Consider the following 22043-nt stretch of genomic DNA (forward strand, 5'->3'; position numbering starts at 1 on the left):
CGTTACCTTGTGGTCTTCGTCGTGACGCAGGGTTCGGCCTCCCGGGTGGGAGGCCGAACCCTGGTCGATCAGCGGGCGTTCTTCCTGTTGCGGGTGCGGGTGGTCACGATGACGGACAGTCCGATTCCGGCGATCGCGAGGAGTCCGGCCAGGGGTGCGAGCCAGGTGGGGATGGACGAGCCGCCGGTCTTGGCCAGCGGCTGGTCACCGCTCGAGGGCGGCGTCGGGGCTCCGGCGCTGGCGACCTGGACGACGGCGCGGGACTGGGATGCCGTGACTGTGTCACCTGCCGGATCGACGCCGGTGGCGTCAGCGGTGTTGACGATGGAGCCCGCTGCGATGTCGGCGGCGGTCGTCTGGTAGTCCGCGGTGCAGGTCAGCGACTGGCCGGCGTCGAGGGTCGTGTTGGCGGGGCACGAGAGGGACAGCGGGCTGCCCGTTCCCGAGAAGCTCTGCTCGGCGACGGTCACGTCGGTCAGGGTGACGTTTCCGGTGTTGGTGACGTGGAAGGTGTAGGTGATGGTGTCACCGACCGCGCTCACGGTGGTCGGGTTCGCCGTCTTCGTCAGCTCCAGGGCAGGAGCCGGTTGGGTCACGGTGACGTCAGCGGAGGCGTCGGGGCTGGTGACGGTTGCTGCTGAGGGGTCCTGCCCGGTGGCGGCTGCGGTGTTGTCGATTCTGGTTGCGCCGAGGTCGGCGGCGGTCGTGGTGTAGGTGGTGGTGCACTGGGTGCTCTCACCGGGCGCGAGCGTGGTCGCGTCGCAGGTCGGGGCGGGGAGGGTGCCGGTGCCGGTGAATGCGGTCTCCGTGATCGCGATGGCGGTCACCGTGGTGTTGCCGGTGTTCGAGACATGGAAGGTGTAGACCACGTTCTGGCCTGCCGCGGTCACCGTGGTGGGGTTGGCGGTCTTGGTGAGGGTGAGTGCGGGTGTGGACGGGGTGGTGAGGGTGACCTCGGAGTCGTTGCTGGTGACGGTGTTGTTGCCGGTGTCGGTTCCGGTGGCGACGGCGGTGTTGTCGATGTGTCCGGTGTCGATGTCGGCTTGGGTGAGGGTGTAGGGGGCGGTGCAGATGGTGCTGTCACCGGGGGCGAGGATGACGCCGGTGGGGCAGTCGATGACGGGGCTGGGTCCTGTGCCGGTGAAGGTGACTTCGGTGGCGGTGGGGTTGGTGATGGTGGTGTTGCCGGTGTTCTCGATCAGGAAGGAGTAGGTGACGGTCTGGCCGGCGGTGGTGGCTGTGGTGGGGCTGACGGTCTTGGTCAGTGTGAGGGCTGGTGTGGAGGGGGTGGTGACGATGGAGTTGGCGGGGGTGCTGGTGACGGGGTCGCCTGTGGGGTCGTCGCCGGTGACGGTGGCGTCGTTGGTGATCTGTCCGGAGTCGATGTCGGCTTGGGTGGCTTGGTAGGTGGCGGTGCAGTCGGTGGTGCCGGCGGGAGCGATCACGGTGATGGTGCAGGTGATCGGTGAGAGGCTGCCGGTGCCGGAGAAGGTGCCTTCCTGGATGGCGATGTTGTTGATCGGGACGTTGCCGGTGTTGGTGACGTGGAAGGTGTAGGTGATGGTGTCACCGGCCGCGGACACACTGGTCGGGTTCGCTGTCTTCGTCAACGTCAGAGCGGCGACCGCGGGTGTGACGGTCACGACGGCGGAGGCGTCGGGGCTGGTGACCGTGCTGGCCGAGGGGTCCTGCCCGGTGGCGACGGCGGTGTTGTCGATGGTGGCGGCGCCCAGGTCTGCGGCGGTCGTGGTGTAGGTGGTGGTGCACTGGGTGCTCTCACCGGGGGCCAGCGTGGTGACGACGCAGGTCGGGGCGGGCAGGGTGCCGGTGCCGGTGAACGCAGTCTCCGTGATCCCGATCGAGGTGATGGTGGTGTTGCCGGTGTTGGACACCTGGAACGTGTAGACCACGTTCTGACCTGCCGCGGTCACCGTGGTGGGGTTGGCCGTCTTGGTCAGTGTGAGGGCTGGTGTGGAGGGGGTGGTGACGATGGAGTTGGCGGGGGTGCTGGTGACGGGGTCGCCTGTGGGGTCGTCGCCGGTGACGGTGGCGTCGTTGGTGATCTGTCCGGAGTCGATGTCGGCTTGGGTGGCTTGGTAGGTGGCGGTGCAGTCGGTGGTGCCGGCGGGAGCGATCACGGTGATGGTGCAGGTGATCGGTGAGAGGCTGCCGGTGCCGGAGAAGGTGCCTTCCTGGATGGCGATGTTGTTGATCGGGACGTTGCCGGTGTTGGTGACGTGGAAGGTGTAGGTGATGGTGTCACCGGCCGCGGACACACTGGTCGGGTTCGCTGTCTTCGTCAACGTCAGAGCGGCGACCGCGGGTGTGACGGTCACGACGGCGGAGGCGTCGGGGCTGGTGACCGTGCTGGCCGAGGGGTCCTGCCCGGTGGCGACGGCGGTGTTGTCGATGGTGGCGGCGCCCAGGTCTGCGGCGGTCGTGGTGTAGGTGGTGGTGCACTGGGTGCTCTCACCGGGGGGCCAGCGTGGTGACGACGCAGGTCGGGGCGGGCAGGGTGCCGGTGCCGGTGAACGCAGTCTCCGTGATCCCGATCGAGGTGATGGTGGTGTTGCCGGTGTTGGACACCTGGAACGTGTAGACCACGTTCTGACCTGCCGCGGTCACCGTGGTGGGGTTGGCCGTCTTGGTCAGTGTGAGGGCTGGTGTGGAGGGGGTGGTGACGATGGAGTTGGCGGGGGTGCTGGTGACGGGGTCGCCTGTGGGGTCGTCGCCGGTGACGGTGGCGTCGTTGGTGATCTGTCCGGAGTCGATGTCGGCTTGGGTGGCTTGGTAGGTGGCGGTGCAGTCGGTGGTGCCGGCGGGAGCGATCACGGTGATGGTGCAGGTGATCGGTGAGAGGCTGCCGGTGCCGGAGAAGGTGCCTTCCTGGATGGCGATGTTGTTGATCGGGACGTTGCCGGTGTTGGTGACGTGGAAGGTGTAGGTGATGGTGTCACCGGCCGCGGACACACTGGTCGGGTTCGCTGTCTTCGTCAACGTCAGAGCGGCGACCGCGGGTGTGACGGTCACGACCGCCGTCGCGGGCGGGCTGGTGACGGTCCCGACGCCGGGATCCTGCCCCTCGGCCACGGCGGTGTTGGTGACCGTGCCCGCCGCGACGTCGGCCGCGGTCACGGAGTAGGTCGTGGTGCACTGAGTGCTCTCACCGGGGTTCAACGCGGTTGCGGCGCAGGTCGGAGTGGGGAGGCTGCCCGTGCCCGAGAACGCGGTCTCGTTCACGCCGATCCCGGTCAGGGGGGTGTTGCCGGTGTTGGTGACCTGGAAGGTGTAGGTCACGCCTTCGCCCGCGGCGCTCACCGTGGTGGGGTTCGCTGTCTTGGTGAGTGCGAGTGCGGGCGCGGCGGGAGCGTTCGTGAACGTGCAGACGACCGAGGGCGTTTCACCGGATGTCGGAGCCAGTGTGAACGAGACGCTCGTACCTGTGCCGGTGATCGGGAATTGCGGGTTGGTCGCGTTCGCTGCGTCGATGCAGCTGTAGCTCGACAGGTACTGGGCCAGGTCTGTCGTCCCGGCCGCGGTCTCGGTCGCGGTGTAGGTGTCGCCGAAGCGGGCCAGCCCCGGGCCGGCCTGGAGGGTCTGGCCTCCCGCGGTCGTCTGCAGCCCGTTCGCCGTGCCGACCGTGGTCGCTGTCGCGGGAAGGCTGATCGTCGGTCCCGTCGCGCTGAGGGTGAACTGGTCGGTCGGGTTCACGCGGGAGACGATGTTCTTCTGCACGCTGACGCTCGGCGGGAATGCGCAGCTCGCCAGGTCGACGAAGCCGGTGCCGCTCGGACCGATGAGCGCGGCGGACAGTGGAGTCAGCGGCGACTGCGGTGCTCCTGTGCCCGGGTCGATCGAGAATATGCCGCCCGCCGCCCCGGCCAGGCTGAGGTAGAGCGTGCCGTTGGCGTCGAACGCGATGCCGTTGACGGAGATGCCTGGCACGGCGAAGCTGCTGAGCAAGGCGGGCGTGGCCAGTCGGGCCTGCGCCGCGGTCTGCGGCAGAGGGCCGGGGACGGCCAGCAGATCGCCGTGGGTGGGCGACGAAGTGACGAAGTAGAGGTTCCCGGCGCCGTCGAAGGCGATGTCACCGTTGTTCTCGCCGGCGATGATCGGGAACGTGAGCAGCGGCGTGGCGCTGATCAGCGTGTTGGTGTTCGTGTCGAAACCGAAGAGCTGTCCGACGGTCGGGTTGCTGACCGTGCCTCCGACGTCGCCGAAGTAGTAGATCCCGGTCGTCGGGTCGATCGCGCCGCCGACGACGAAGTCGTTCGGGTCCAGCAGGGGACGGCCCGGGTACGAAGTCCAGACGTCGGTGGTCCCGTCCCAGCGACGGATGGTCGCGCCGCGGTCTGCGGCGGAGTATGCGGCGTTGCCGTCGGCTCTGATGGCCAGCGCGTTCTGGGACCCGTTGTCCACGGGGCTGTGCGACACGAGGGAGCCGCTCAGCTGGGCGGAGCCGACAGAGGTGCCGTTGACCTGCACGAGGCTCGTGGCCGTGTTCGGCGTTGACGGATTGTCCGGGACCACGCCGTAGATCATGGTCGAGTTGCACAACAGCGCACCTGCTGCGTGTGCGGCCTGCGAACCGCCCGACCAGGCGACGGCCAGCATCGCGACGATCAGAGCGAGCACGGTGCCGAACGCGACCGCGCCGCGTCCTGCCTTCCTCGGGGCGATGGTGGAAAGAGACACAGGCACCTCTCATTTGCGACAACGACCGGCAGTGGTCGACGCGATGTGCAATGAGAGGGTTATAGCAACGTTCCGTGCGCCGGAACCGGCGTCGCGGGCTCACGGGACCCGTAGAAACCCGGCAGTCTCATGGCGAATCGCAAGTATTCCCGCAGGCACTCCGACCGCTCATGACCGAGTTTTCACCCGCGCTATACCCACGACACCGCGCAATAACGCGAGTGGGGACTGCGCGGGATTCCGGTGTCAGGCCCAGCCGAGCTCGTGCAGCCGGTCATCGTCGATGCCGTAGTAGTGCGCGATCTCGTGCACAAGGGTCACGTGGATCTCGTCGCGGAGCTCGTCCTCGTTCTCGCAGATCGCAAGCAGAGGCTCCCGGTAGAGGATGATGCGGTCGGGCATCTCGCCCGAAGCCGTATGTGTCGCGCTCGGTCAGAGCGACTCCGTCATACAGGCCGAGGAGATCGAGCGAGCCGTCCTCCGGGCGGTCCTCCACGACGAACACCACGTTGTCCAGTCCGTCGATCATCTCGTCGGGCAGCTGATCGAGCTCGTCGGTGACGAGGCTCTCGAAAGCGTCGGGGTCGAGGTGCACGGACGAGGTCACCAGGCTTCGGAGACAGCTGCGTGCAGGTCGAGCACGGCGACGGTGCGCTCGGACGGTCCGCGGCCGAACCCGCACTCCGTCGCGACCCCGAACCGCGGCGGTGCTGTGGCGGCGGCAGCGGCACGGCGGCGCGCGCCCTGCACTCCGTCTTCGTGGTGCGGGAGGCCGAGGTACAGCTCGTCTCCTGCGGCAGCTCCACCCCGGCGAGCGGCGCGAAGTAGTCGAGGTCGTCGCGCTCGATCGGCACCGGGAGGTGGAAGAAGGTGATCGGGCGCTGGGACGACGCGAGAATCCCCGAGATGACGTCGGCGAGCCGGCCGGAGTCCGCAGGCTGGATGAAGGTCAGTGCTTCGGGGGTTTGGTGTGGGAGGGCATCGTTACCTTGTGGTCTTCGTCGTGACGCAGGGTTCGGCCTCCCGGGTGGGAGGCCGAACCCTGGTCGATCAGCGGGCGTTCTTCCTGTTGCGGGTGCTGGTGGTCACGATGACGGACAGTCCGATTCCGGCGATCGCGAGGAGTCCGGCCAGGGGTGCGAGCCAGGTGGGGATGGACGAGCCGCCGGTCTTGGCCAGCGGCTGCTCACCGCTCGAGGGCGGCGTCGGGGCTCCGGCGCTGGCGACCTGGACGACGGCGCGGGACTGGGATGCCGTGACTGTGTCACCTGCCGGATCGACGCCGGTGGCGTCAGCGGTGTTGACGATGGAGCCCGCTGCGATGTCGGCGGCGGTCGTCTGGTAGTCCGCGGTGCAGGTCAGCGACTGGCCGGCGTCGAGGGTCGTGTCGGCGGGGCACGAGAGGGACAGCGGGCTGCCCGTTCCGGAGAAGCTCTGCTCGGCGACGGTCACGTCGGTCAGGGTGACGTTTCCGGTGTTGGTGACGTGGAAGGTGTAGGTGATGGTGTCACCGACCGCGCTCACGGTGGTCGGGTTCGCCGTCTTCGTCAGCTCCAGGGCAGGAGCCGGTTGGGTCACGGTGACGTCAGCGGAGGCGTCGGGGCTGGTGACGGTTGCTGCTGAGGGGTCCTGCCCAGTGGCGGCTGCGGTGTTGTCGATTCTGGTTGCGCCGAGGTCGGCGGCGGTCGTGGTGTAGGTGGTGGTGCACTGGGTGCTCTCACCGGGCGCGAGCGTGGTCGCGTCGCAGGTCGGGGCGGGGAGGGTGCCGGTGCCGGTGAATGCGGTCTCCGTGATCGCGATGGCGGTCACCGTGGTGTTGCCGGTGTTCGAGACATGGAAGGTGTAGACCACGTTCTGGCCTGCCGCGGTCACCGTGGTGGGGTTGGCGGTCTTGGTGAGGGTGAGTGCGGGTGTGGACGGGGTGGTGAGGGTGACCTCGGAGTCGTTGCTGGTGACGGTGTTGTTGCCGGTGTCGGTTCCGGTGGCGACGGCGGTGTTGTCGATGTGTCCGGTGTCGATGTCGGCTTGGGTGAGGGTGTAGGGGGCGGTGCAGATGGTGCTGTCACCGGGGGCGAGGATGACGCCGGTGGGGCAGTCGATGACGGGGCTGGGTCCTGTGCCGGTGAAGGTGACTTCGGTGGCGGTGGGGTTGGTGATGGTGGTGTTGCCGGTGTTCTCGATCAGGAAGGAGTAGGTGACGGTCTGGCCGGCGGTGGTGGCTGTGGTGGGGCTGACGGTCTTGGTCAGTGTGAGGGCTGGTGTGGAGGGGGTGGTGACGATGGAGTTGGCGGGGGTGCTGGTGACGGGGTCGCCTGTGGGGTCGTCGCCGGTGACGGTGGCGTCGTTGGTGATCTGTCCGGAGTCGATGTCGGCTTGGGTGGCTTGGTAGGTGGCGGTGCAGTCGGTGGTGCCCGCGGGAGCGATCACGGTGATGGTGCAGGTGATCGGTGAGAGGCTGCCGGTGCCGGAGAAGGTGCCTTCCTGGATGGCGATGTTGTTGATCGGGACGTTGCCGGTGTTGGTGACGTGGAAGGTGTAGGTGATGGTGTCACCGGCCGCGGACACACTGGTCGGGTTCGCTGTCTTCGTCAACGTCAGAGCGGCGACCGCGGGTGTGACGGTCACGACCGCCGTCGCGGGCGGGCTGGTGACTGTGCTGGCCGAGGGATCCTGTCCAGTGGCGACGGCGGTGTTGGTGAGCGTGCCCGCGGCGACGTCGGCCGCGGTCACGGAGTAGTTCGCGGTGCACTGAGTGCTGGCTGCAGGGGCGAGAGTGGTGACGGCGCACGTGATCGGCGAGAGAGCGCCGGTGCCGGAGAACGCGGTCTCGTCGATCCCGATCCCGGTCAGAGTCGTGGTCCCCGTGTTGGTGACGTCGAACGTGTAGACCACGCCCTGCCCAGCGGCTGTCACCGTGGTCGGATTAGCCGACTTCGTCAATTCGAGCGAGGAGGTAGTGGGCTCGTTCGTGAAGGTGCACACCACGGACGGAGACTCGGCGGCGGTCGGTGCGAGGGTGAACGAGACGGACGTCCCGCTCCCGGTGATCGGGAATTGTGGGTTGGTGGGGTTCACTGTGTCGACACAGCTGTAGATCGTGTTGTACTGGGACAGATCCGTCGTCCCGGCCGCCGTCTCCGTTGCGGTGTAGGTGTCATTCGCCCGGGCGAGTGCCGGGCCGGCCTGGAGAGTCTGTCCTCCAGCGGTCGTCTGGAGGCCGGTCGCAGTGCCGACGGTCGTCGCCGTCGCGGGCAGACTGATCGTCGGTCCTGTGGCCTCCAGCGTGAACTGATCGGTCGGGTTGACGCGCGCCACCACGTTCTTCTGCACGCTCAGGCTCGGCGGGAACGCGCAGCTGCCGAGGTCGATGAGTCCAGCCTGGGTCGGGCCGATCAGAGCCGGCGACAGGGGAGTCAATGCACCTTGCGTCGAGCCGGTTCCGGGATCGATGGAGAAGACCCCGCCCGTCGGGCCGGAGGTGCTCAGGTAGAGGGTTCCCGACGAATCGAATGCGATGCCGTTCACCGCTGTGCTTCCCACCGGCTGGGTGAAGGTGCTCAATATGGTCGGCTGGAACTGTCCCGCTTGGGCAGCTGTTTGCGGAAGAGGGCCGGGGAGGACCTCCAGGGTGCCGCTTGTGCCCGAGGTGACGATGTAGAGGTTGCCCGAGGCGTCGAAGGCCACGTCGCCGTTGTTCTGGCCGACGTTCGCCGGGAAAGTGACCAGAGGTGTCGTGCTGATCAAGGTGTTGGTCGCGGTGTCGAAGCCCCAGAGATGTCCGAAGTTCAGATTGCTCGGCAGTCCGAGGTCGCCGAAATAGTAGATCCCGGTAGCAGGGTCGACGGCTCCGGCCAAGGCGGTGTCGCCCGGGTCGGTCAGCGGGCGGCCAGGAAAGGACGTCCAGGTGTCGGTCAGGACGTCGTACCGTCGGATCGTCGTGCCTTGGTCGGCGGAGCTGTAGGCGGTGAGACCGTCGACCGTGATTCCCAGCGCGTTCTGGTTCACATGGTCGATGGGGCTCCGTGACACGAGCGCTCCGCTCAGCTGCGCTCCACCGACGCTCGCGCCGTCGACGCGAATGAGGCTGGTGTTGGTGTCGAACACCGTCGGATTGTCGGGAACCACCCCGTAGATCGTGGACCCGTTGCACAACAGTCCTCCGGCTGCTCGTGCGGGCGAACTCCCTCCCGACCAGACGAGGGCAAGCATCGCGATGATCAGAGCGAGGGCAGTGCCGAACGCGACTGCTGCCCGTCCGTTCTTCTTCGTCGCAGCGGCTGAAAGAGACATGCGCACCTCATACCTCGGGCCGGGACCGGGAACGGTCTTCGGGCGGTCGTATGAAGGGTTATAACAACCGGGCGAGAGGGGAGAGCGCCGTGACGATGGAGCCGAATACCCCCTGGACCGCAGCAAATGCGGGCATTTTCCTCTCGGTGGAACAGGGTTGCGAGGCTCAGGATGCGCTTGGAATCACCCGTGCATTAGCACGAACCCGGGGTGGCGAAAAGCGGGCCACCGCGAATGTCGGCGATCCAGAGCCGGTGTCAGGCCCAGCCGAGTTCGTGTAGGCGGTCGTCGTCGATGCCGTAGTAGTGTGCGATCTCGTGGACGAGGGTCACGTGGATCTCGTCGCGGAGCTCGTCCTCGTTCTCGCAGATCGCAAGCAGAGGATCGCGGTAGAGGATGATGCGGTCGGGCATCTCGCCGAAGCCGTATGTGTCGCGCTCGGTGATGGCGACGCCGTCGTACAGGCCGAGGAGATCGAGCGAGCCGTCCTCCGGGCGGTCCTCCGAGACGAATACCACGTTGTCCAACCCGTCGATCATCTCGTCGGGCAGCTGATCGAGCTCGTCGGTGACGAGGCTCTCGAAAGCGTCGGCGTCGAGGTCCACGGTCGTGGTCAGGCTTCGGAGACGGCTGCGTGCAGGCAGGACCGCTCGCCGAATTCGCCGTCTGGGATCCGGGGCAGCCGGTCGCCGAGGTGATCGCTCGCTGTCCGAAGCACGGCGGTGTCGGGGAGGTCGATGCTGCCCACGAGGTGTGCTCCGCGGATGACGGAAGAAGACGTCGGGACGGGGGCCGGGCCGGTGCTCACCTAGGCGAGTCTACCGGCGCGGCCACCGTCCCGGGCTCAGGCTCAGTACCAGTTGACGGACTGGGAGTGGCCCCACGCGTTGCACGGCGATCCGTACGAGCGCTTGATGTAGTCGAGACCCCACTTGATCTGGGTGGTCGCGTTCGTGGCCCAGTCGGAGCCGAACGCCGCCATCTTGCTGCCGGGGAGGGCCTGGGGGATGCCGGTGGCGCCGCTGCCACCATTGGAGGCCCGGTAGTTCCAGCCGGACTCCCTCTGCCAGAGGTTGCTGAGGCACTGGAACTGGTCACCGCCCCAGCCGTAGGTGCTGGAGGCCAGGCTCGCGGCCACCGAGCGCGCACCGTCGGGGGTGTTGGCGGCGGCCTCCGCGGCTGCTGCCGCCGCTGCGGCTGCGGCTGCCGCTGCCGCTGCGCGCTGGTCGGCTGCGACGCCTGCTGCGGCGAGCGCAGCAGTCGCAGCGTCGGTGGTGTCGATGCTCCTGCGGAGCTGGGAGTCGTCGAGCTTCTTGTAGTCGTCCAGCCCCGCGATCGCGGTCTTCGCGGCCGACGCGTCGGCCTTCGCGGCGTTGGCCTGCACCGTGGCCTGTGCCGTGGCGAGGCTCTGCTGGGCGACGCCTTCGAGGCGGTCGCGCCAGAGCGTGTCGTAGACGCCGAGCTGGTCGTGGTGGATCCCGGTCGACTCCGAGAGTTCGCGGGTGGCGTGCTCGCTCTCGTGCTGCTGCGCGATCATCGGGGTGACGAGGCTCGCCGACATGATGATCGCCGCGGCGCCGGAGAGGACACGGCCGAAGGAGAGGTTGGAGGAACGAAGGGTGGAACGAAGAGTACTGAGCATGATTTCCTGGGTCGGGTTTCCCCGCCAGGCCGCACGCGAACCACTCGGCTACGCGCGCAGCGGAACCGCTCGGGGGGTGCGAGCGGTCGAAGCGGCGGGCTGGAACCGTGCCGGGACGCACGGGAGCGCCCGTAGGCCTGTGGCCCTGAGCGGTGCGTTCGACGCGGGTGTGCCGCGCCAGGGTTTAGGGGGAAGCGTCCGCGGGGTTGGGTGGGGCGGGACGCTCGGCGCAGCACTGACGGCGATCGATGCCGTCGGGAAATCACGCTAGAGGCCTACTCTGGACGAGTCAGGCACAATCGCTGGCAAAACCGTGTACGTGTCAGTTTCCACCGGCGGCTGCGTGCGCCGCATCGTCGAGGCGTTCCGCCTCCGCTTCCGCGGCGTCCATGCGCGCATCCGTCACCCAGATCATGCCGATTACAAGGCAGAGGACGACGACACCCATCGTGAGGAAGACCGCAGGGATTCCGAAGAGCTGCGCGATGAGCCCGGCCGCCGCGGCTCCCAGTGGCATCGTGCCCCACGCCAGCAGACGGTACGCGGAGTTCAGCCGGCCCAGCAGGCGCTGCGGGGTCACGCGCTGGCGCAGAGAGACGGTGATCACGTTCCAGATCGAGACGGTGACGCCGCCGACGAAGAAGCCCGCGCCGATGATCACGGGGTTCGTCGTGAACGCGGGTGTGGCGACGGTGATGAGGGAGCCGAGCACGGTCAGGGTCAGCGAGCGCGACCTCCCGAGCCACCGCTCGGCAGGCTCGGCCAGGAACGTTCCGAGCACGCTTCCGAGCGCGGAGGCGGTGAGCAGCACGCCGTAGCCCGGGTCGGTGAGCTTCATCGCCGAACTGGGGCCGACCGCGTAGAGCACGAGAACGGTGAACACGGCGCTGCTGGCGAAGTTGAGGCCGCCGACCATCACGGCGAGCGTGCGCAGCAGGGTGTTGCCGCGGAGGTACCGCAGCCCTTCGGCGATGTCCGCTCGGATTGTCGTGGTGCGCGGGTGGTCGGTGGTGAAGCGCCCGCGCACGAGCAGCAGGATGCCGATGGCGGCCACCCAGAGCAGCACGGGTGCGCCGAACGCGAGGCCGACGCCCAGGGCGACGAGGAGGCCTCCCAAGGGCGGCCCGATGAACTGGTTGGTGGTGAGCTCGGCGGCGTACAGGCGCCCGTTTGCATGCGACAAGGCGTCTTTGCCGACGAGCTGGGGGAGGATCGACTGCGACGAGGTGTCGTAGACGGTCTCGGCGACGCCGATGCAGATGGCGGCGGCGTAGAGCAGCCAGATCGATCCCGCGCCCGCGACCGTCGCGACGGTGAGGCAGGCCAGGCAAACGGCGCGCGCCGTGTTCGCGACGAGCATGAGACGGCGGCGGTCGAACCGGTCGGCGAGCGCGCCGGCCAGGAGGGCGAAGACGAGCCAGGGGAGCGTGAAGGCGAAGGTGAGGCCGGCGATCAGCGCGGGGGAGTCGGTGTAGCGGATGGCGACCAGGGGAAGCGCGACCTTCATGACACCGTCGGCGAGGTTGGAGAGCGCGGAGGAGGTCCAGAGCTTCCAGTAGCGGGATCCGAGACGTTTCGCTGTCACGATTCTCACGATCCCACAGTGATTGAGAAAACTCAATCGGTGTGAGGAAACTCAATCAATGGATAGCATTGCTGCATGTCCCAGCAGCAGCAGCCGGCCGTTCCCGGCCCGTCGGACGACCCGGACGCCAAGCGGCGCCCCGCGACCGTCACAGAGATCAAGGCGATGTCGCACCCGTTGCGCGTGCGCATCCTGCGGCTGTGCGGCGACCGCGAGCTGACCAACAAGCAGCTGGCCGATCGGCTGGGGGAGGACGCCGGAACCGTCTACTACCACGTGCGTCAGCTCGTGGCGGCGGGATTCCTGGAGCCGGCGGCGGTGCGCTCGGGGGAGAGCGGCGCGCTGGAGAAGCCGTACCGTTCGACACGGAAAAGCTGGTGGCTGTCGGTGCCGGTGGACGACGTCGCCTCCGGCGAGGGCTTCGCGCCGGTCGACGCGTTCCAGCAGGAGCTCGCGGAGGCCGGGCCGGCCTCCATCGCGACGTATGCGCGGTTCTCACTGCACCTGTCGCCCGAGGACGTCGCCGAGCTCGACCGGCGGATCGTCGCCGTCATCGACGAGTACGTCGAGACCGAGGAGGAGCGCAGTCACCTTCCGGCGCACGGCGGCATCTTCCTCCTGCACCGCTCGGCCGACTGAGCCTCCGGCGGGCGCGCGGGTGCCTGACGCAGCTGCGCGCCGGTGGAGGAGTCCGTCACGACCAGGGCGACCGTGCGGGCGGCGCCATCACTGGCGGGCGGTCGTTGTAGGTGATCGTGTTGGGCAGCTCCCACGACGTCAGGCACGGCCCCGTTGTGCCACGACCGTCGTTGCCGCCGAGGTCGGCGAGCGAGAACTCCGAGCCAGACGGCGTGAAGTGGAACGATCCGCAGTTGTTCACGCCGAACGCCCCAACGTTCCGCGCGTTAACGTTTCTGGAACCGGCGGAGCCCGCCGCCCTGGCGCTCACCACGCCGGTGCCGGTGTCGCCGACGCGGATGTCGGCGAGGCGCACGTTCGTGACCAGTAGAGGTCCTTCACCGGCCAGTCGGTAGAAGCCGACGCCGGTGGGGACGGAGTCGCTAAGCGCAGGCGAAGAGAGCGTGTCTCTTAAGGCCCTATCGAACAGGGATCGCGACCCCTGGGGCCGGATTGTCGTACGTTCGCTTCGAGCGAAGGACTTTCCTTGCTTCCTCGTCACTTATAGCAAGGATCGCCGCCTCGATTTCGGGGGCGGGTTCATTCGGGTACCCTGGTGCCAATCCGAAAAGGCCTCGAACATCTTGCAGGATGTATTGCTGCAAAGGCTCACTTGGACCTACCGCCCGCGCCAATTCGAGTATCCCAAACGTCTCACGCTTCCGCCGCCGGATTTGATCCACTAAACGACGTGCAAATGAGTCGGCGTCGTACGTGGCGTGCCACGACATGCTGAGTTCGCCCTCTTTGAGATACAAGCGAGCGATAGGTATCGAGGCGCCCGGCCGAAGTATCTTTAGCTGTTCGATGGTCGTAACCCCGTCGGCGTACGGGGAGTATCCGAAGAACTTGGAGTGGTCGTTATAGGTCGCTCTCAGAATCATGTTGCGGTAGACCCGGCTGCCCGCGTTCATGAAGTAAAAATGTGATCCGCCCTCTCTAGGACGGATGAGTACGAGGACGTCGTCGAAGGGTCCTGCCGCGGGGCCATCCCACCATCTTCGAAATCGGGCCCCGAGCAGGCGGATGCCGCCGCGAATCAGCCACTCGATAAGCAGGGTCAGGATCGCGCCGATCGCGATCCACAGGAGGTTGTCCAAGACGGTCTCCACAACCGATGGGGTCGTGGGCGTTAGAGGCCCCGAAGGCGCCGGGGATAGCATTCCCACTCTATCGAATATTGGGGTGAGTAACGGGGCTTGAACCCGCGACCTCCTGGACCACAACCAGGCGCTCTACCAGCTGAGCTATACCCACCATGTCCGTCGGGCGGAGCGGTCATCTGCGATGTCGTTCCGTTCGAGGCAACTCATCGATTCTAATACATCCGAGCGGCCCATTTTTCCACCACGCCCGCTGCGGCCTCCTGGGTCTGCTCGGTGGTGGGCCCGGGCTCGCCCACGAACGCCGCTGCGCGGTAGTAGTCGAGCTCTCGGATGGACTCGAGGATGTCGGCGAGCGCGCGGTGGCCGCCGTTCTTCTCGGGGGCGTTGAAGTAGATGCGGGGGTACCAGCGGCGGGCGAGCTCCTTGATGGAGGACACGTCGACGTTGCGGTAGTGGAGGTGGTTGTCGAGGCGCGGCATGTACTTGGCCAGGAACATCCGGTCGGTGCCGATCGTGTTGCCGGCGAGTGGGGCCGTGCGCGCCGTCGGCGCGAACTTGAGCACGTACTCCAGCACCTCGTACTCGGCTTCGGCGACGCTCGTGCCGTGCGGGATCTCTTCGATGAGACCGGACGTCGTGTGCATGTCGCGCACGAAGTCGTTCATGTTGGCCAGGGCCGACGCGTCGGGCTTGATGACGATGCTGAGGCCGGGGTCGAGCACGTTCAGCTCGAAGTCGGTGATCACTACGGCGATCTCGACGAGTTCGTCGACCTCCACGTCGAGCCCGGTCATTTCGCAGTCGATCCAGACCAGTCGATCCGTAGAGGCAGCCATGCTCGCCAGTCTAGTGCGGGCCTCCGACGGTCCGAGGCTGGGTGCGCAAGGCGTGCGTGCCCACGGGCTGCGCCTGAGGAAGCGGGGGGCTGAGCCCGTCGCCGGAGGAGATCCGCCGAGACGTCGTGCCGCCCAGGGGGTGGCGTGGACGCGTAGCCAGGTTCGACATGGCAGGTGGCCCGGCGTCTCGGCGAACGACGCAGGCTCCTCGTGGCGTCCGACGCCTCGGCCACCGTAGCCTGCGCGTACGGCACGCCGAGCGCATGGGCCGCGTGCGTGGCGAGGAGTCGGTGGCCGCGCGTGCTGAGGTGCACGCGGTCCGCGCCCCACATCGGCGGGTGGCGGAATTCCGCACGCCCCAGACGTTGAGCACGAAGGCGAACTGCGGGTCGAACAGGTTGGCGAGCAGCACGGGAGGTCGCGGAATCGTCGCCGGAAATTCGCCGGACGTACACTGGTGGTCGTGGATGCGACACCCGCTGTTGACCGTCCCGTCACCCGGGAGGTCGCGCTGACCCTATATTCGTCGGCGTTCTGCGAGCCGTGCATGCAGACCAGGGCGGTCCTAGCGGAGGCGAAGCGGCTGGTCCCTGTGCTGTCGGTGACGGAGCGGGACGTCGCGCGCGAACCCGAGCGCGCAGAGCGCGACCGCATCCACTCGACGCCGACGGTGATCGTGATCGGCGAGGACGGCTCGGAGGTGTTCCGCGCGGAGGGTGTGCCCACACTCAACCAGGTGCTGGTAGCGGCCGCCCGCGCGCTCTGAGTCTCACGCGAAGCGGCGCTCGCCGGCCTCACTGGGTGCCCCCGGCAGGAATCGAACCTGCGACCAAGAGATTAGAAGCACCGCGAGGGCTGCTCCGGTGCGTAGTCGTGCCCCCGGCAGGAATCGAACCTGCGACCAAGAGATGAGAAGCACCGCGAGGGCTGCTCCGGTGCGTAGTCGTGCCCCCGGCAGGAATCGAACCTGCGACCAAGAGATTAGAAGGCTCCTGCTCTATCCGCTGAGCTACGGGGGCGCGGCCTCCACGATACCGTAGCGGGCATTAGCGGTTGGGATGCGCCGGGACTACAGCGTCGCGCCCGCCTTGCCCGCGCGGTTGACGATCGCGATCACCGGCCGGCGGCCGCGGAGACCGAAGCGGAGCCGGAGGCTCGCGTGGCGGGCGATCATCAGGGCAACGACCACCGCGGCGGCGGCTGGGACGAGACCGGAGACCGCCATCGCGACGTGCGGGCCGAGCGCCTCCACGATCCAGCCCATGAGAGGCCCGCCGAGCGCCTGCCCGCCGAGGAGCACGAGGATGTACAGCGAGATCACTCGCCCGCGGATCTGCACGTTCGACGACATTTGTACCAGCGAATTGGCTGCGGTGATGAACAGCAGGTTGCCGACACCGATGCAGACGAGCAGCACGCTGAACGCGATCTCGCCGGGTGCGAAGCCCGCGAGGGCCTGCACGATGCCGAGGGCGGCGGCTGTTCCGACGACCATCGAGAGCCGGATCGAGGTACGGCGGGTGGAGGCCAACGCCCCGGCGAGCGCGCCGGCCGCGACGAGCGCGTTGAACATCCCGTAACCCTGGGCGCCCACGTCGTAGACATCGTTGGCGTAGGCGGCCAGGAACACCGGCATGTTGAACGCGAATACCGCGAGCACCGCGACCATCACCACGGTCCAGAAGATGACAGGCTTGCGGCGCACGTAGCGCATCCCCTCGGTCAGCTGGCCCTTTCCGCGCGGAGCCGCGGGGGACTGGTGAAGCTCGCTACGGCGGAGGCTGAGGAGCGACCCGACGACCGCCAGGCAGGCGACGGAGTTGATCGCGAACGACCAGCCTCCGCCGACCGCCGTGATGAGGATGCCGCCGATCGCCGGGCCGATCAGGCCGCCGAGCTGGAAGATCGAGGAGTTGAGGCTGATCGCGTTGCGGAGGTAGGCGGGGCCGACGAGCTCGTTGACGAAGACCTGGCGCGCGGGGTTGTCGACCACCGTGACCAGGCCGAGGGCGAAGGAGATCGCGTAGACGTGCCACACCTCCACGGCGCCGGAGAGCGTCAGGATCGCGAGCAGTGCGGCGAGCGCCGCCGCCGCCGACTGCGTGCAGACGAGCAGGCGCTGCTTCGAGTAGCGGTCGGCGATGACGCCGCCCCAGAGGCCGAAGATCAGCATCGGCGCGAACTGCATGAAGACGGTGATGCCGACGGCGGCGACGCTTCCCGAGAGCTGGAGGACGAGCCAGTCCATCGCGATGCGTTGCATCCAGACCGCCGTGTTGGCGACCAGGTTGCTGGCGGCGAAGCGGCGGTAGTTGGTCACCCGCAGCGAGATGAAGGTCTCGCGCCACGGCGGCCGGGCGGAGAGCGCCGGCATCGGGCCGGTTGGCGGGGCGGTGGGTGCGGGGACGGCTGCTGCGGGGTTCGCCACGGGGATTTCCTGCGTTCCTGGTTTCGTATGCTCGATCTGCTTCCGTCAACGCTACGCAATCCCCGCTATTCTTTCAGCCAATCGACCCTATAACTCCCATTGGATTTCCGAATGACTGGGATCCGAAAGACTCTGACGATGGAGGGCGCATGTTCGATCCGGTCCTGCTCCGCACCTTCCTCGCGGTCGCCGACACGCGTTCGTTCACGCGTGCGTCGCAACGCCTGGGCATCAGCCAGCCGACCGTGAGCCAGCACGTGCGGCGGCTCGAGCAGGCGGCGAAGCGGCAGTTGGTGGCCCGCGACACGCGGGAGGTGCGTCTCACCGACAACGGCGACGCCATGGCCGGCTTCGCGCGCACGATCCTCGCGGCCCACGCGGAGGCCGACAGTTACTTCAGCGGGTCGGCGATGCGCGGCCGGCTGCGTTTCGGTGCGGCGGACGACCTGGCGATCACGACTCTTCCGCGCATCCTGCGGCACTTTCGGCAGCAGAACCCGCAGGTCAACCTCGAACTCACGGTCGACCAGTCGGGGCCGCTGCATCGCCGCCTGCAGGCGGGCCACCTCGACCTGATCTTCATCAAGCAGAACCCGGGCACGACCGAAGGCGCCGTGGTCGCCACCGACGAGCTGGTCTGGATCGGGCAGGAGAAGACCGCGCTCGATCCGGACGCTCCGGTGCCGCTGATCGCCTACCAGGGCCCCAGCCTCAGCCGCCAGATCACGATCGAGGCGCTGGAGCAGGCCGGGCGCACGTGGCGGATCACCTGCAACACCAGGGAGGTCAACGGCATGCTGGCGGCGGTGCGCGCCGGGCTCGGGGTCGCCGTCTTCCCTCGATCGCTCATCCCCACCGACCTGATCAAGGTGACGAACAGGTTCGGGCTGCCAGAGCTCGGCCATGTCGACTTCACGCTGCTCTCGAACCCGTCGGCGGCCCGGGAGCCGGTGGAGGCGCTCACCACCGCGATCCTGGCCAGGGCTGTCACGCGGGTGCCCTGACCCGCGCGGCTCCACGCCGCCGGTCTCATCCCTCCGCAGGCACCCGGTCCGGGTCGGGAGGGCGAAGGCCGCCGTCTGCGGAGCGGCGTCGCAGCGTCAGCGCGACGACCGGGAAGATCAGCACGGACAGCATCCCGGCGCCGACCAGCGCGGTCGCGGTGCCCGAGGTCAGGTCGTGGTCGGCGACGCCGATGCTGGTGACGGCGACGATGATCGGCAGTCCGGTGGCGCTGAACAGCGTCAGGGAGGCGCGGTCGGCGAACGTGGAGCCGGCCGGCGCGGCGATCGAGCCGGGCAGGCCGCGTACGACGAGCAGCAGGACCAGGAGGATGGGCAGCAGCAGGAGCGCGTGCGGGTCCGTCAGGAGCGTGTGGAGGTCGAACGTGATCCCGGTCTCGATGAAGAACACCGGAACCAGCACGCCGAAGGCGACGGCCTCCAGCTTGGTCTCGATCAGCCGAGCGTCGCGCTCCTTCGCCCCGCTGAGCAGCACGCGGCAGATCACGCCGGCGGCGAAGGCGCCCAGCAGCATGTCGAGCCCCAGCGCGAGGCTCAGCCCGACGAGCGCGGCCACCACCAGCACGACGAACCGGATCGCGAACTGCCCGCTCGTGTGCAGCGTGGCGCGCACCAGGGCGTGGAAGCGCTCGTGGCCGCCACGCGCGGCGAACCAGACGACCGCGGCGGCGATCACCGCGAACGCGATGAGCACCAGTGCCGCCGAGAGCGGCCTGCGACCGCTCAGGAACAGCGAGATCGCGAGAAGCGGCCCGAACTCGCCGACGGCGCCGACGGCGGTGACGGCGAGCCCGAACGGAGTGCGCAGCTCGCCGGCGTCGCGCAGCATCGGCATGAGCGTGCCCAGCGCCGTCGAGCACAGCGCGATGCCGACGTAGACGCCCGCGATCGGGTCGGGCGCGAGCAGCACGCCGATCAGCACACCGGCGGCGAGGGAGATCGACCAGCCGAGGGAGGCGCGACGCAGCGGCCGCCCGCGGATGGCGTGGAAGTCGATCTCGTTCCCCGCCATGAAGAAGAGGAACGCGAGGCCGAACTGCCCAACCGCGTGCAGGGCGCCGGACGCGGGCACCCAGCCCAGCACGCTCGGCCCAACCACGATGCCGAGCACGATCTCGAAGACGACGAGCGGTATCTTCGCGACGCGCCCGACCAACGAGGCGAGCAGGGCGGCGACGACCGCGAGCAGGGGGACAAGGACGATGGTGGCGACCTTCGCATCCATGACGCCGATGCTAGAGGCCGCACATCGCCGGGGAGTTCATACGCGCGAAATCCGCGCGAGCTAGGGTGTCGTCATGCGTGATCTCCAAGCCAGAATCATCGACGAGTTGAACGTCTCGCCGGCTATCGACCCAGCGGTCGAGGTCGAGCGCAGGGTGGACTTCCTGGTCCGGTATCTGAAGGCGACCGGAGCGTCGGGATTCGTGCTCGGCATCAGCGGCGGGCAGGACTCCTCGCTCGCCGGCCGGCTGTGCCAGCTCGCGGTCGAGCGTCTCGGGCAGGACGGCGTCGAGGCGGAGTTCTTTGCGGTGCGGCTTCCGTACGGGGTGCAGCACGACGAGGACGACGCGCAGCTGGCGCTGTCGTTCATCCGGCCGCAGCAGACGGTCGCGTTCAACATCCAGCGCGGGGTCGACGGCGTGCAGGCCGAGTTCGCCGACGCGCTGGGCGAGTCGCTGACCGACTTCAACAAGGGCAACGTCAAAGCGCGACTGCGGATGGTCGCGCAGTACGCGCTCGCGGGGCAGCGCCGGCTGCTCGTGGTCGGCACGGACCACGCGGCGGAGGCGGTGACGGGGTTCTTCACCAAGTACGGCGACGGCGGCACAGACATCCTTCCGCTGACAGGGCTCACTAAGCGCCAGGGCCGAGTCCTGCTCGAACACCTGGACGCGCCGGCGCGACTGTACGAGAAGGCGCCGACGGCCGACCTCCTCGATCTCGACCCCGGCCAGACCGACGAAGCGAACCTGGGCATCCGGTACGGCGACATCGACGACTTCCTCGAGGGCAAGGAGGTGCCTGACGAGGTCGCGGCGGCGATCGAGACCCGCTACCTGGCGACCGAGCACAAGCGGAGGGTGCCTGCGAGCCCGTTCGACGACTGGTGGACCGAGCGCGGCGACTACACGCGCTGAGCGGAGGCCGTTCGCCGCGACGGTGAACGCGACGACGAAGGGGCGCCGACCGGGTGGTCGGCGCCCCTTCGTTCCGTGGTGGCTGAACCCGGAGCGGTTCTGGTAGCTGGGAGCGCTGGTCAGCCGACGGGCTGGCCGAAGCGCGGGCTCGGGGACGTGTCGTTGTCGTCGCCGGAGGCGCCGAAGGCAGAGACCGGACGCGGTGTCTGCTGGTCCGGTGTGCCGGGGTTCGTGGCGAACCGCGTCGTCGCGGGGGCGGACGGCTCGCTCGGGCGCTGCAGCGCGGCAGGAGCAGCAGGCTGCGCATGCTGCTCGTGGTGCTGCTGTGCGACCCAGGCGTCCTGCTGGGCCAGCAGTGTGCGGTCGGTGTCCGTGGACTCGAACCGCCAGCGCTCGAGGTCGCCCTGGAAGATGCGGCGCGCGCGACGCGGGTTGTTCTGCCATTCGATCAGGCGGTCGCGGTACTCGGCGACCGCCGGGTCGAGCTGGTAGCCGAACGTCGCCGACGCGCGCTTCATCTCGGCGAGCTGGTGCCCCGCCCAGTTGGCGGCGATGCCTGCGCCCTTGATGGGCAACAGCCGCACCAGGATGTCGGCCTGCCCGACGGCACGGTCGGAGAGCAGCTGCTCGGCGGGCGTCAGCGAGTTCCAGACGGACGCCTCGGTCGCCGCGTCGACGAGCGCGGCGATCGCGCTGGCCCTCTGCTGACGGTCGGTGCGCTTGAGGAGTCCGCGGAGAGCGCCGCGCGCGATCCACGCGGCGAGCCATCCGGAGACGATGACGGCGATCGCGAGGACCACCGCATTGAAGACCGCGGGCTGGGCGGCCGACGAGTTGAGCCAGTCGACGAAGTCATTCCACCACTGCATGCCGCGATGGTAACGGCGGACTCCCTCTGGGCCGCGCAGCGCGGGCGCTGTGTCGCGCATCCCGCGTAGGAGAATGAGGTTGACAACGATCGAAGGGATGGAGCGATGGAGACTTTCGTCGTCGCCGGCGGCTGCTTCTGGTGCCTGGACGCGGTGTACCGGGTTCTGCGGGGTGTGCAGGATGTGATGTCCGGCTATACGGGCGGCACGACCGTCGACCCGACCTATGAGGAGGTGTGCACCGGCACGACCGGGCATGCCGAGGCCGTCGCAGTGACCTTCGATCCGGAGGTCGTTCCCGCCGACGTGATCCTCGACGTGTTCTTCACGTTGCACGACCCGCGGCAGCTGAACCGCCAGGGTGCCGATGTCGGCACGCAGTACCGCTCGGCGATGTTCTCCGACGGCGATGCGCAACGGCAGATGTTCGAGGCGGCGCGCACCCGGGCGTCCGAGTACTGGGAGGGCGGCATCGTGACGACGATCGAGCCGCTCGGCCCGTTCTACCGGGCGGAGGAGTACCACCAGGACTTCTTCGCGAAGAACCCGGGTCAGGGCTACTGCCTGGCCGTCGCCCTCCCGAAGGTCAACAAGATCCGGGCTTCCTACGCGCCGTACGTGATCGCGGCCTGACCGTCTCCCGCCTCCTCCACAGCTCGCGGTGCGGCCGGGTTCTCCACCGATCTCCTGGTCCGTCCACGAAGCGGAGGCGCCGTCGGCCAGAGTGGTCTCGACCTCATCGGGAGGTCGG

At 68.2% G+C, this 22043-nt stretch carries 19 protein-coding genes, 2 tRNA genes and 2 pseudogenes; 7 read left to right on the top strand and 16 right to left on the bottom strand.

What is annotated here, in order from left to right; all coding sequences use genetic code 11:
* Positions 1-68: 68 nt before the first annotated feature.
* Positions 69-2276: a beta strand repeat-containing protein gene (locus tag ACPPVW_RS14600; RefSeq protein ID WP_426626312.1), complete on the bottom strand. Its 2208-nt coding sequence runs from the start codon at positions 2274-2276 to the stop codon at positions 69-71.
* Between ACPPVW_RS14600 and ACPPVW_RS14605 the strand changes: the two genes are divergently transcribed.
* A complete protein-coding gene (locus ACPPVW_RS14605) occupies positions 2254-2448 on the top strand; it encodes a hypothetical protein (RefSeq protein WP_426626353.1) in 195 nt (64 codons plus the stop codon). The two genes, ACPPVW_RS14600 and ACPPVW_RS14605, sit on opposite strands and share 23 nt — an antisense overlap.
* On the opposite strand, the pseudogene ACPPVW_RS14610 reads toward ACPPVW_RS14605, so the two are convergent.
* Together ACPPVW_RS14610 and ACPPVW_RS14615 are read right to left on the bottom strand one after the other, a co-directional pair.
* Positions 2415-4614, bottom strand: a pseudogene (locus ACPPVW_RS14610) (DUF7507 domain-containing protein); the annotation flags it as partial. The gene ACPPVW_RS14605 and the pseudogene ACPPVW_RS14610 sit on opposite strands and share 34 nt — an antisense overlap.
* Positions 4615-4941: 327 nt before the next feature.
* A pseudogene (locus ACPPVW_RS14615) lies at positions 4942-5224 on the bottom strand (metallopeptidase family protein).
* 98 nt (positions 5225-5322) lie between these two features.
* Here ACPPVW_RS14615 and ACPPVW_RS14620 point away from each other — a divergent pair.
* Complete coding sequence (locus ACPPVW_RS14620) at positions 5323-5523, top strand: hypothetical protein (protein WP_426623820.1); 201 nt, start codon at positions 5323-5325, stop codon at positions 5521-5523.
* Between the two features lie 222 nt (positions 5524-5745).
* On the opposite strand, the gene ACPPVW_RS14625 is transcribed toward ACPPVW_RS14620, so the two are convergent.
* The 5 genes from ACPPVW_RS14625 to ACPPVW_RS14645 all read right to left on the bottom strand — a co-directional run bounded on the left by ACPPVW_RS14625 (position 5746) and on the right by ACPPVW_RS14645 (position 12212).
* Complete coding sequence (locus ACPPVW_RS14625) at positions 5746-8985, bottom strand: DUF7507 domain-containing protein (RefSeq protein WP_426623821.1); 3240 nt, start codon at positions 8983-8985, stop codon at positions 5746-5748.
* A gap of 257 nt (positions 8986-9242) precedes the next feature.
* Positions 9243-9524, bottom strand: a complete 282-nt coding sequence (locus tag ACPPVW_RS14630) for a metallopeptidase family protein (RefSeq protein ID WP_426626313.1) — start codon at positions 9522-9524, stop codon at positions 9243-9245.
* Between the two features lie 74 nt (positions 9525-9598).
* Positions 9599-9793: a hypothetical protein gene (locus tag ACPPVW_RS14635; protein ID WP_426623822.1), complete on the bottom strand. Its 195-nt coding sequence runs from the start codon at positions 9791-9793 to the stop codon at positions 9599-9601.
* Positions 9794-9835: 42 nt separating this feature from the next.
* Positions 9836-10627 carry a hypothetical protein gene (locus ACPPVW_RS14640; RefSeq protein WP_426623823.1) on the bottom strand — a complete coding sequence of 264 codons (792 nt, stop codon included), beginning with the start codon at positions 10625-10627 and terminating at the stop codon, positions 9836-9838.
* A 322-nt stretch (positions 10628-10949) separates the two neighbouring features.
* Positions 10950-12212: an MFS transporter gene (locus ACPPVW_RS14645; RefSeq protein WP_426623824.1), complete on the bottom strand. Its 1263-nt coding sequence runs from the start codon at positions 12210-12212 to the stop codon at positions 10950-10952.
* 75 nt (positions 12213-12287) lie between these two features.
* Here ACPPVW_RS14645 and ACPPVW_RS14650 point away from each other — a divergent pair, with 75 nt between their 5' ends.
* Positions 12288-12851: an ArsR/SmtB family transcription factor gene (locus ACPPVW_RS14650; RefSeq protein ID WP_426623825.1), complete on the top strand. Its 564-nt coding sequence runs from the start codon at positions 12288-12290 to the stop codon at positions 12849-12851.
* Positions 12852-12906: 55 nt separating this feature from the next.
* Here ACPPVW_RS14650 and ACPPVW_RS14655 read toward each other — a convergent pair whose 3' ends face one another.
* The 4 genes from ACPPVW_RS14655 to orn form a co-directional block, all read right to left on the bottom strand.
* Complete coding sequence (locus ACPPVW_RS14655) at positions 12907-13206, bottom strand: hypothetical protein (protein ID WP_426623826.1); 300 nt, start codon at positions 13204-13206, stop codon at positions 12907-12909.
* A gap of 103 nt (positions 13207-13309) precedes the next feature.
* Complete coding sequence (locus ACPPVW_RS14660) at positions 13310-13990, bottom strand: hypothetical protein (protein ID WP_426623827.1); 681 nt, start codon at positions 13988-13990, stop codon at positions 13310-13312.
* 81 nt (positions 13991-14071) lie between these two features.
* A tRNA-His gene (locus ACPPVW_RS14665) sits at positions 14072-14147 on the bottom strand.
* 61 nt (positions 14148-14208) lie between these two features.
* Entirely contained in the window at positions 14209-14832 is a 624-nt protein-coding gene (gene orn / locus ACPPVW_RS14670; protein WP_426623828.1) for an oligoribonuclease, read from the bottom strand.
* A 463-nt stretch (positions 14833-15295) separates the two neighbouring features.
* On the opposite strand from orn, the gene ACPPVW_RS14675 reads away from it, so the two are divergent.
* Positions 15296-15598, top strand: a complete 303-nt coding sequence (locus tag ACPPVW_RS14675; RefSeq protein ID WP_426623829.1) for a thioredoxin family protein — start codon at positions 15296-15298, stop codon at positions 15596-15598.
* A 180-nt stretch (positions 15599-15778) separates the two neighbouring features.
* Here ACPPVW_RS14675 and ACPPVW_RS14680 read toward each other — a convergent pair.
* Together ACPPVW_RS14680 and ACPPVW_RS14685 are read right to left on the bottom strand one after the other, a co-directional pair.
* Positions 15779-15851, bottom strand: a tRNA-Arg gene (locus ACPPVW_RS14680).
* Between the two features lie 50 nt (positions 15852-15901).
* Positions 15902-17206 carry an MFS transporter gene (locus ACPPVW_RS14685; protein ID WP_426626314.1) on the bottom strand — a complete coding sequence of 435 codons (1305 nt, stop codon included), beginning with the start codon at positions 17204-17206 and terminating at the stop codon, positions 15902-15904.
* A gap of 203 nt (positions 17207-17409) precedes the next feature.
* On the opposite strand from ACPPVW_RS14685, the gene ACPPVW_RS14690 reads away from it, so the two are divergent.
* Positions 17410-18264, top strand: a complete 855-nt coding sequence (locus ACPPVW_RS14690) for a LysR substrate-binding domain-containing protein (protein ID WP_426623830.1) — start codon at positions 17410-17412, stop codon at positions 18262-18264.
* Positions 18265-18289: 25 nt separating this feature from the next.
* Here the strand turns inward: ACPPVW_RS14690 and ACPPVW_RS14695 are convergent, their stop codons facing one another.
* Positions 18290-19507 (bottom strand): cation:proton antiporter, encoded by a 1218-nt coding sequence (locus ACPPVW_RS14695; RefSeq protein WP_426623831.1) that lies wholly within the window; start codon positions 19505-19507, stop codon positions 18290-18292.
* Positions 19508-19580: 73 nt separating this feature from the next.
* On the opposite strand from ACPPVW_RS14695, the gene nadE reads away from it, so the two are divergent.
* A complete protein-coding gene (gene nadE, locus ACPPVW_RS14700) occupies positions 19581-20423 on the top strand; it encodes an ammonia-dependent NAD(+) synthetase (protein ID WP_426623832.1) in 843 nt (280 codons plus the stop codon).
* Between the two features lie 119 nt (positions 20424-20542).
* On the opposite strand, the gene ACPPVW_RS14705 is transcribed toward nadE, so the two are convergent.
* On the bottom strand, positions 20543-21292 hold the full coding sequence (locus tag ACPPVW_RS14705; protein WP_426623833.1) for a hypothetical protein: 750 nt from the start codon (positions 21290-21292) through the stop codon (positions 20543-20545).
* A 105-nt stretch (positions 21293-21397) separates the two neighbouring features.
* Between ACPPVW_RS14705 and msrA the strand changes: the two genes are divergently transcribed.
* The gene (gene msrA, locus ACPPVW_RS14710; RefSeq protein ID WP_426623834.1) at positions 21398-21925 is read left to right on the top strand and encodes a peptide-methionine (S)-S-oxide reductase MsrA; all 528 of its coding nucleotides are present in this window, start codon (positions 21398-21400) and stop codon (positions 21923-21925) included.
* Positions 21926-22043 lie beyond the last annotated feature (118 nt).

The sequence above is a fragment of the Leifsonia sp. McL0607 genome (assembly GCF_049993355.1).
Classification (GTDB): domain Bacteria; phylum Actinomycetota; class Actinomycetes; order Actinomycetales; family Microbacteriaceae; genus Leifsonia.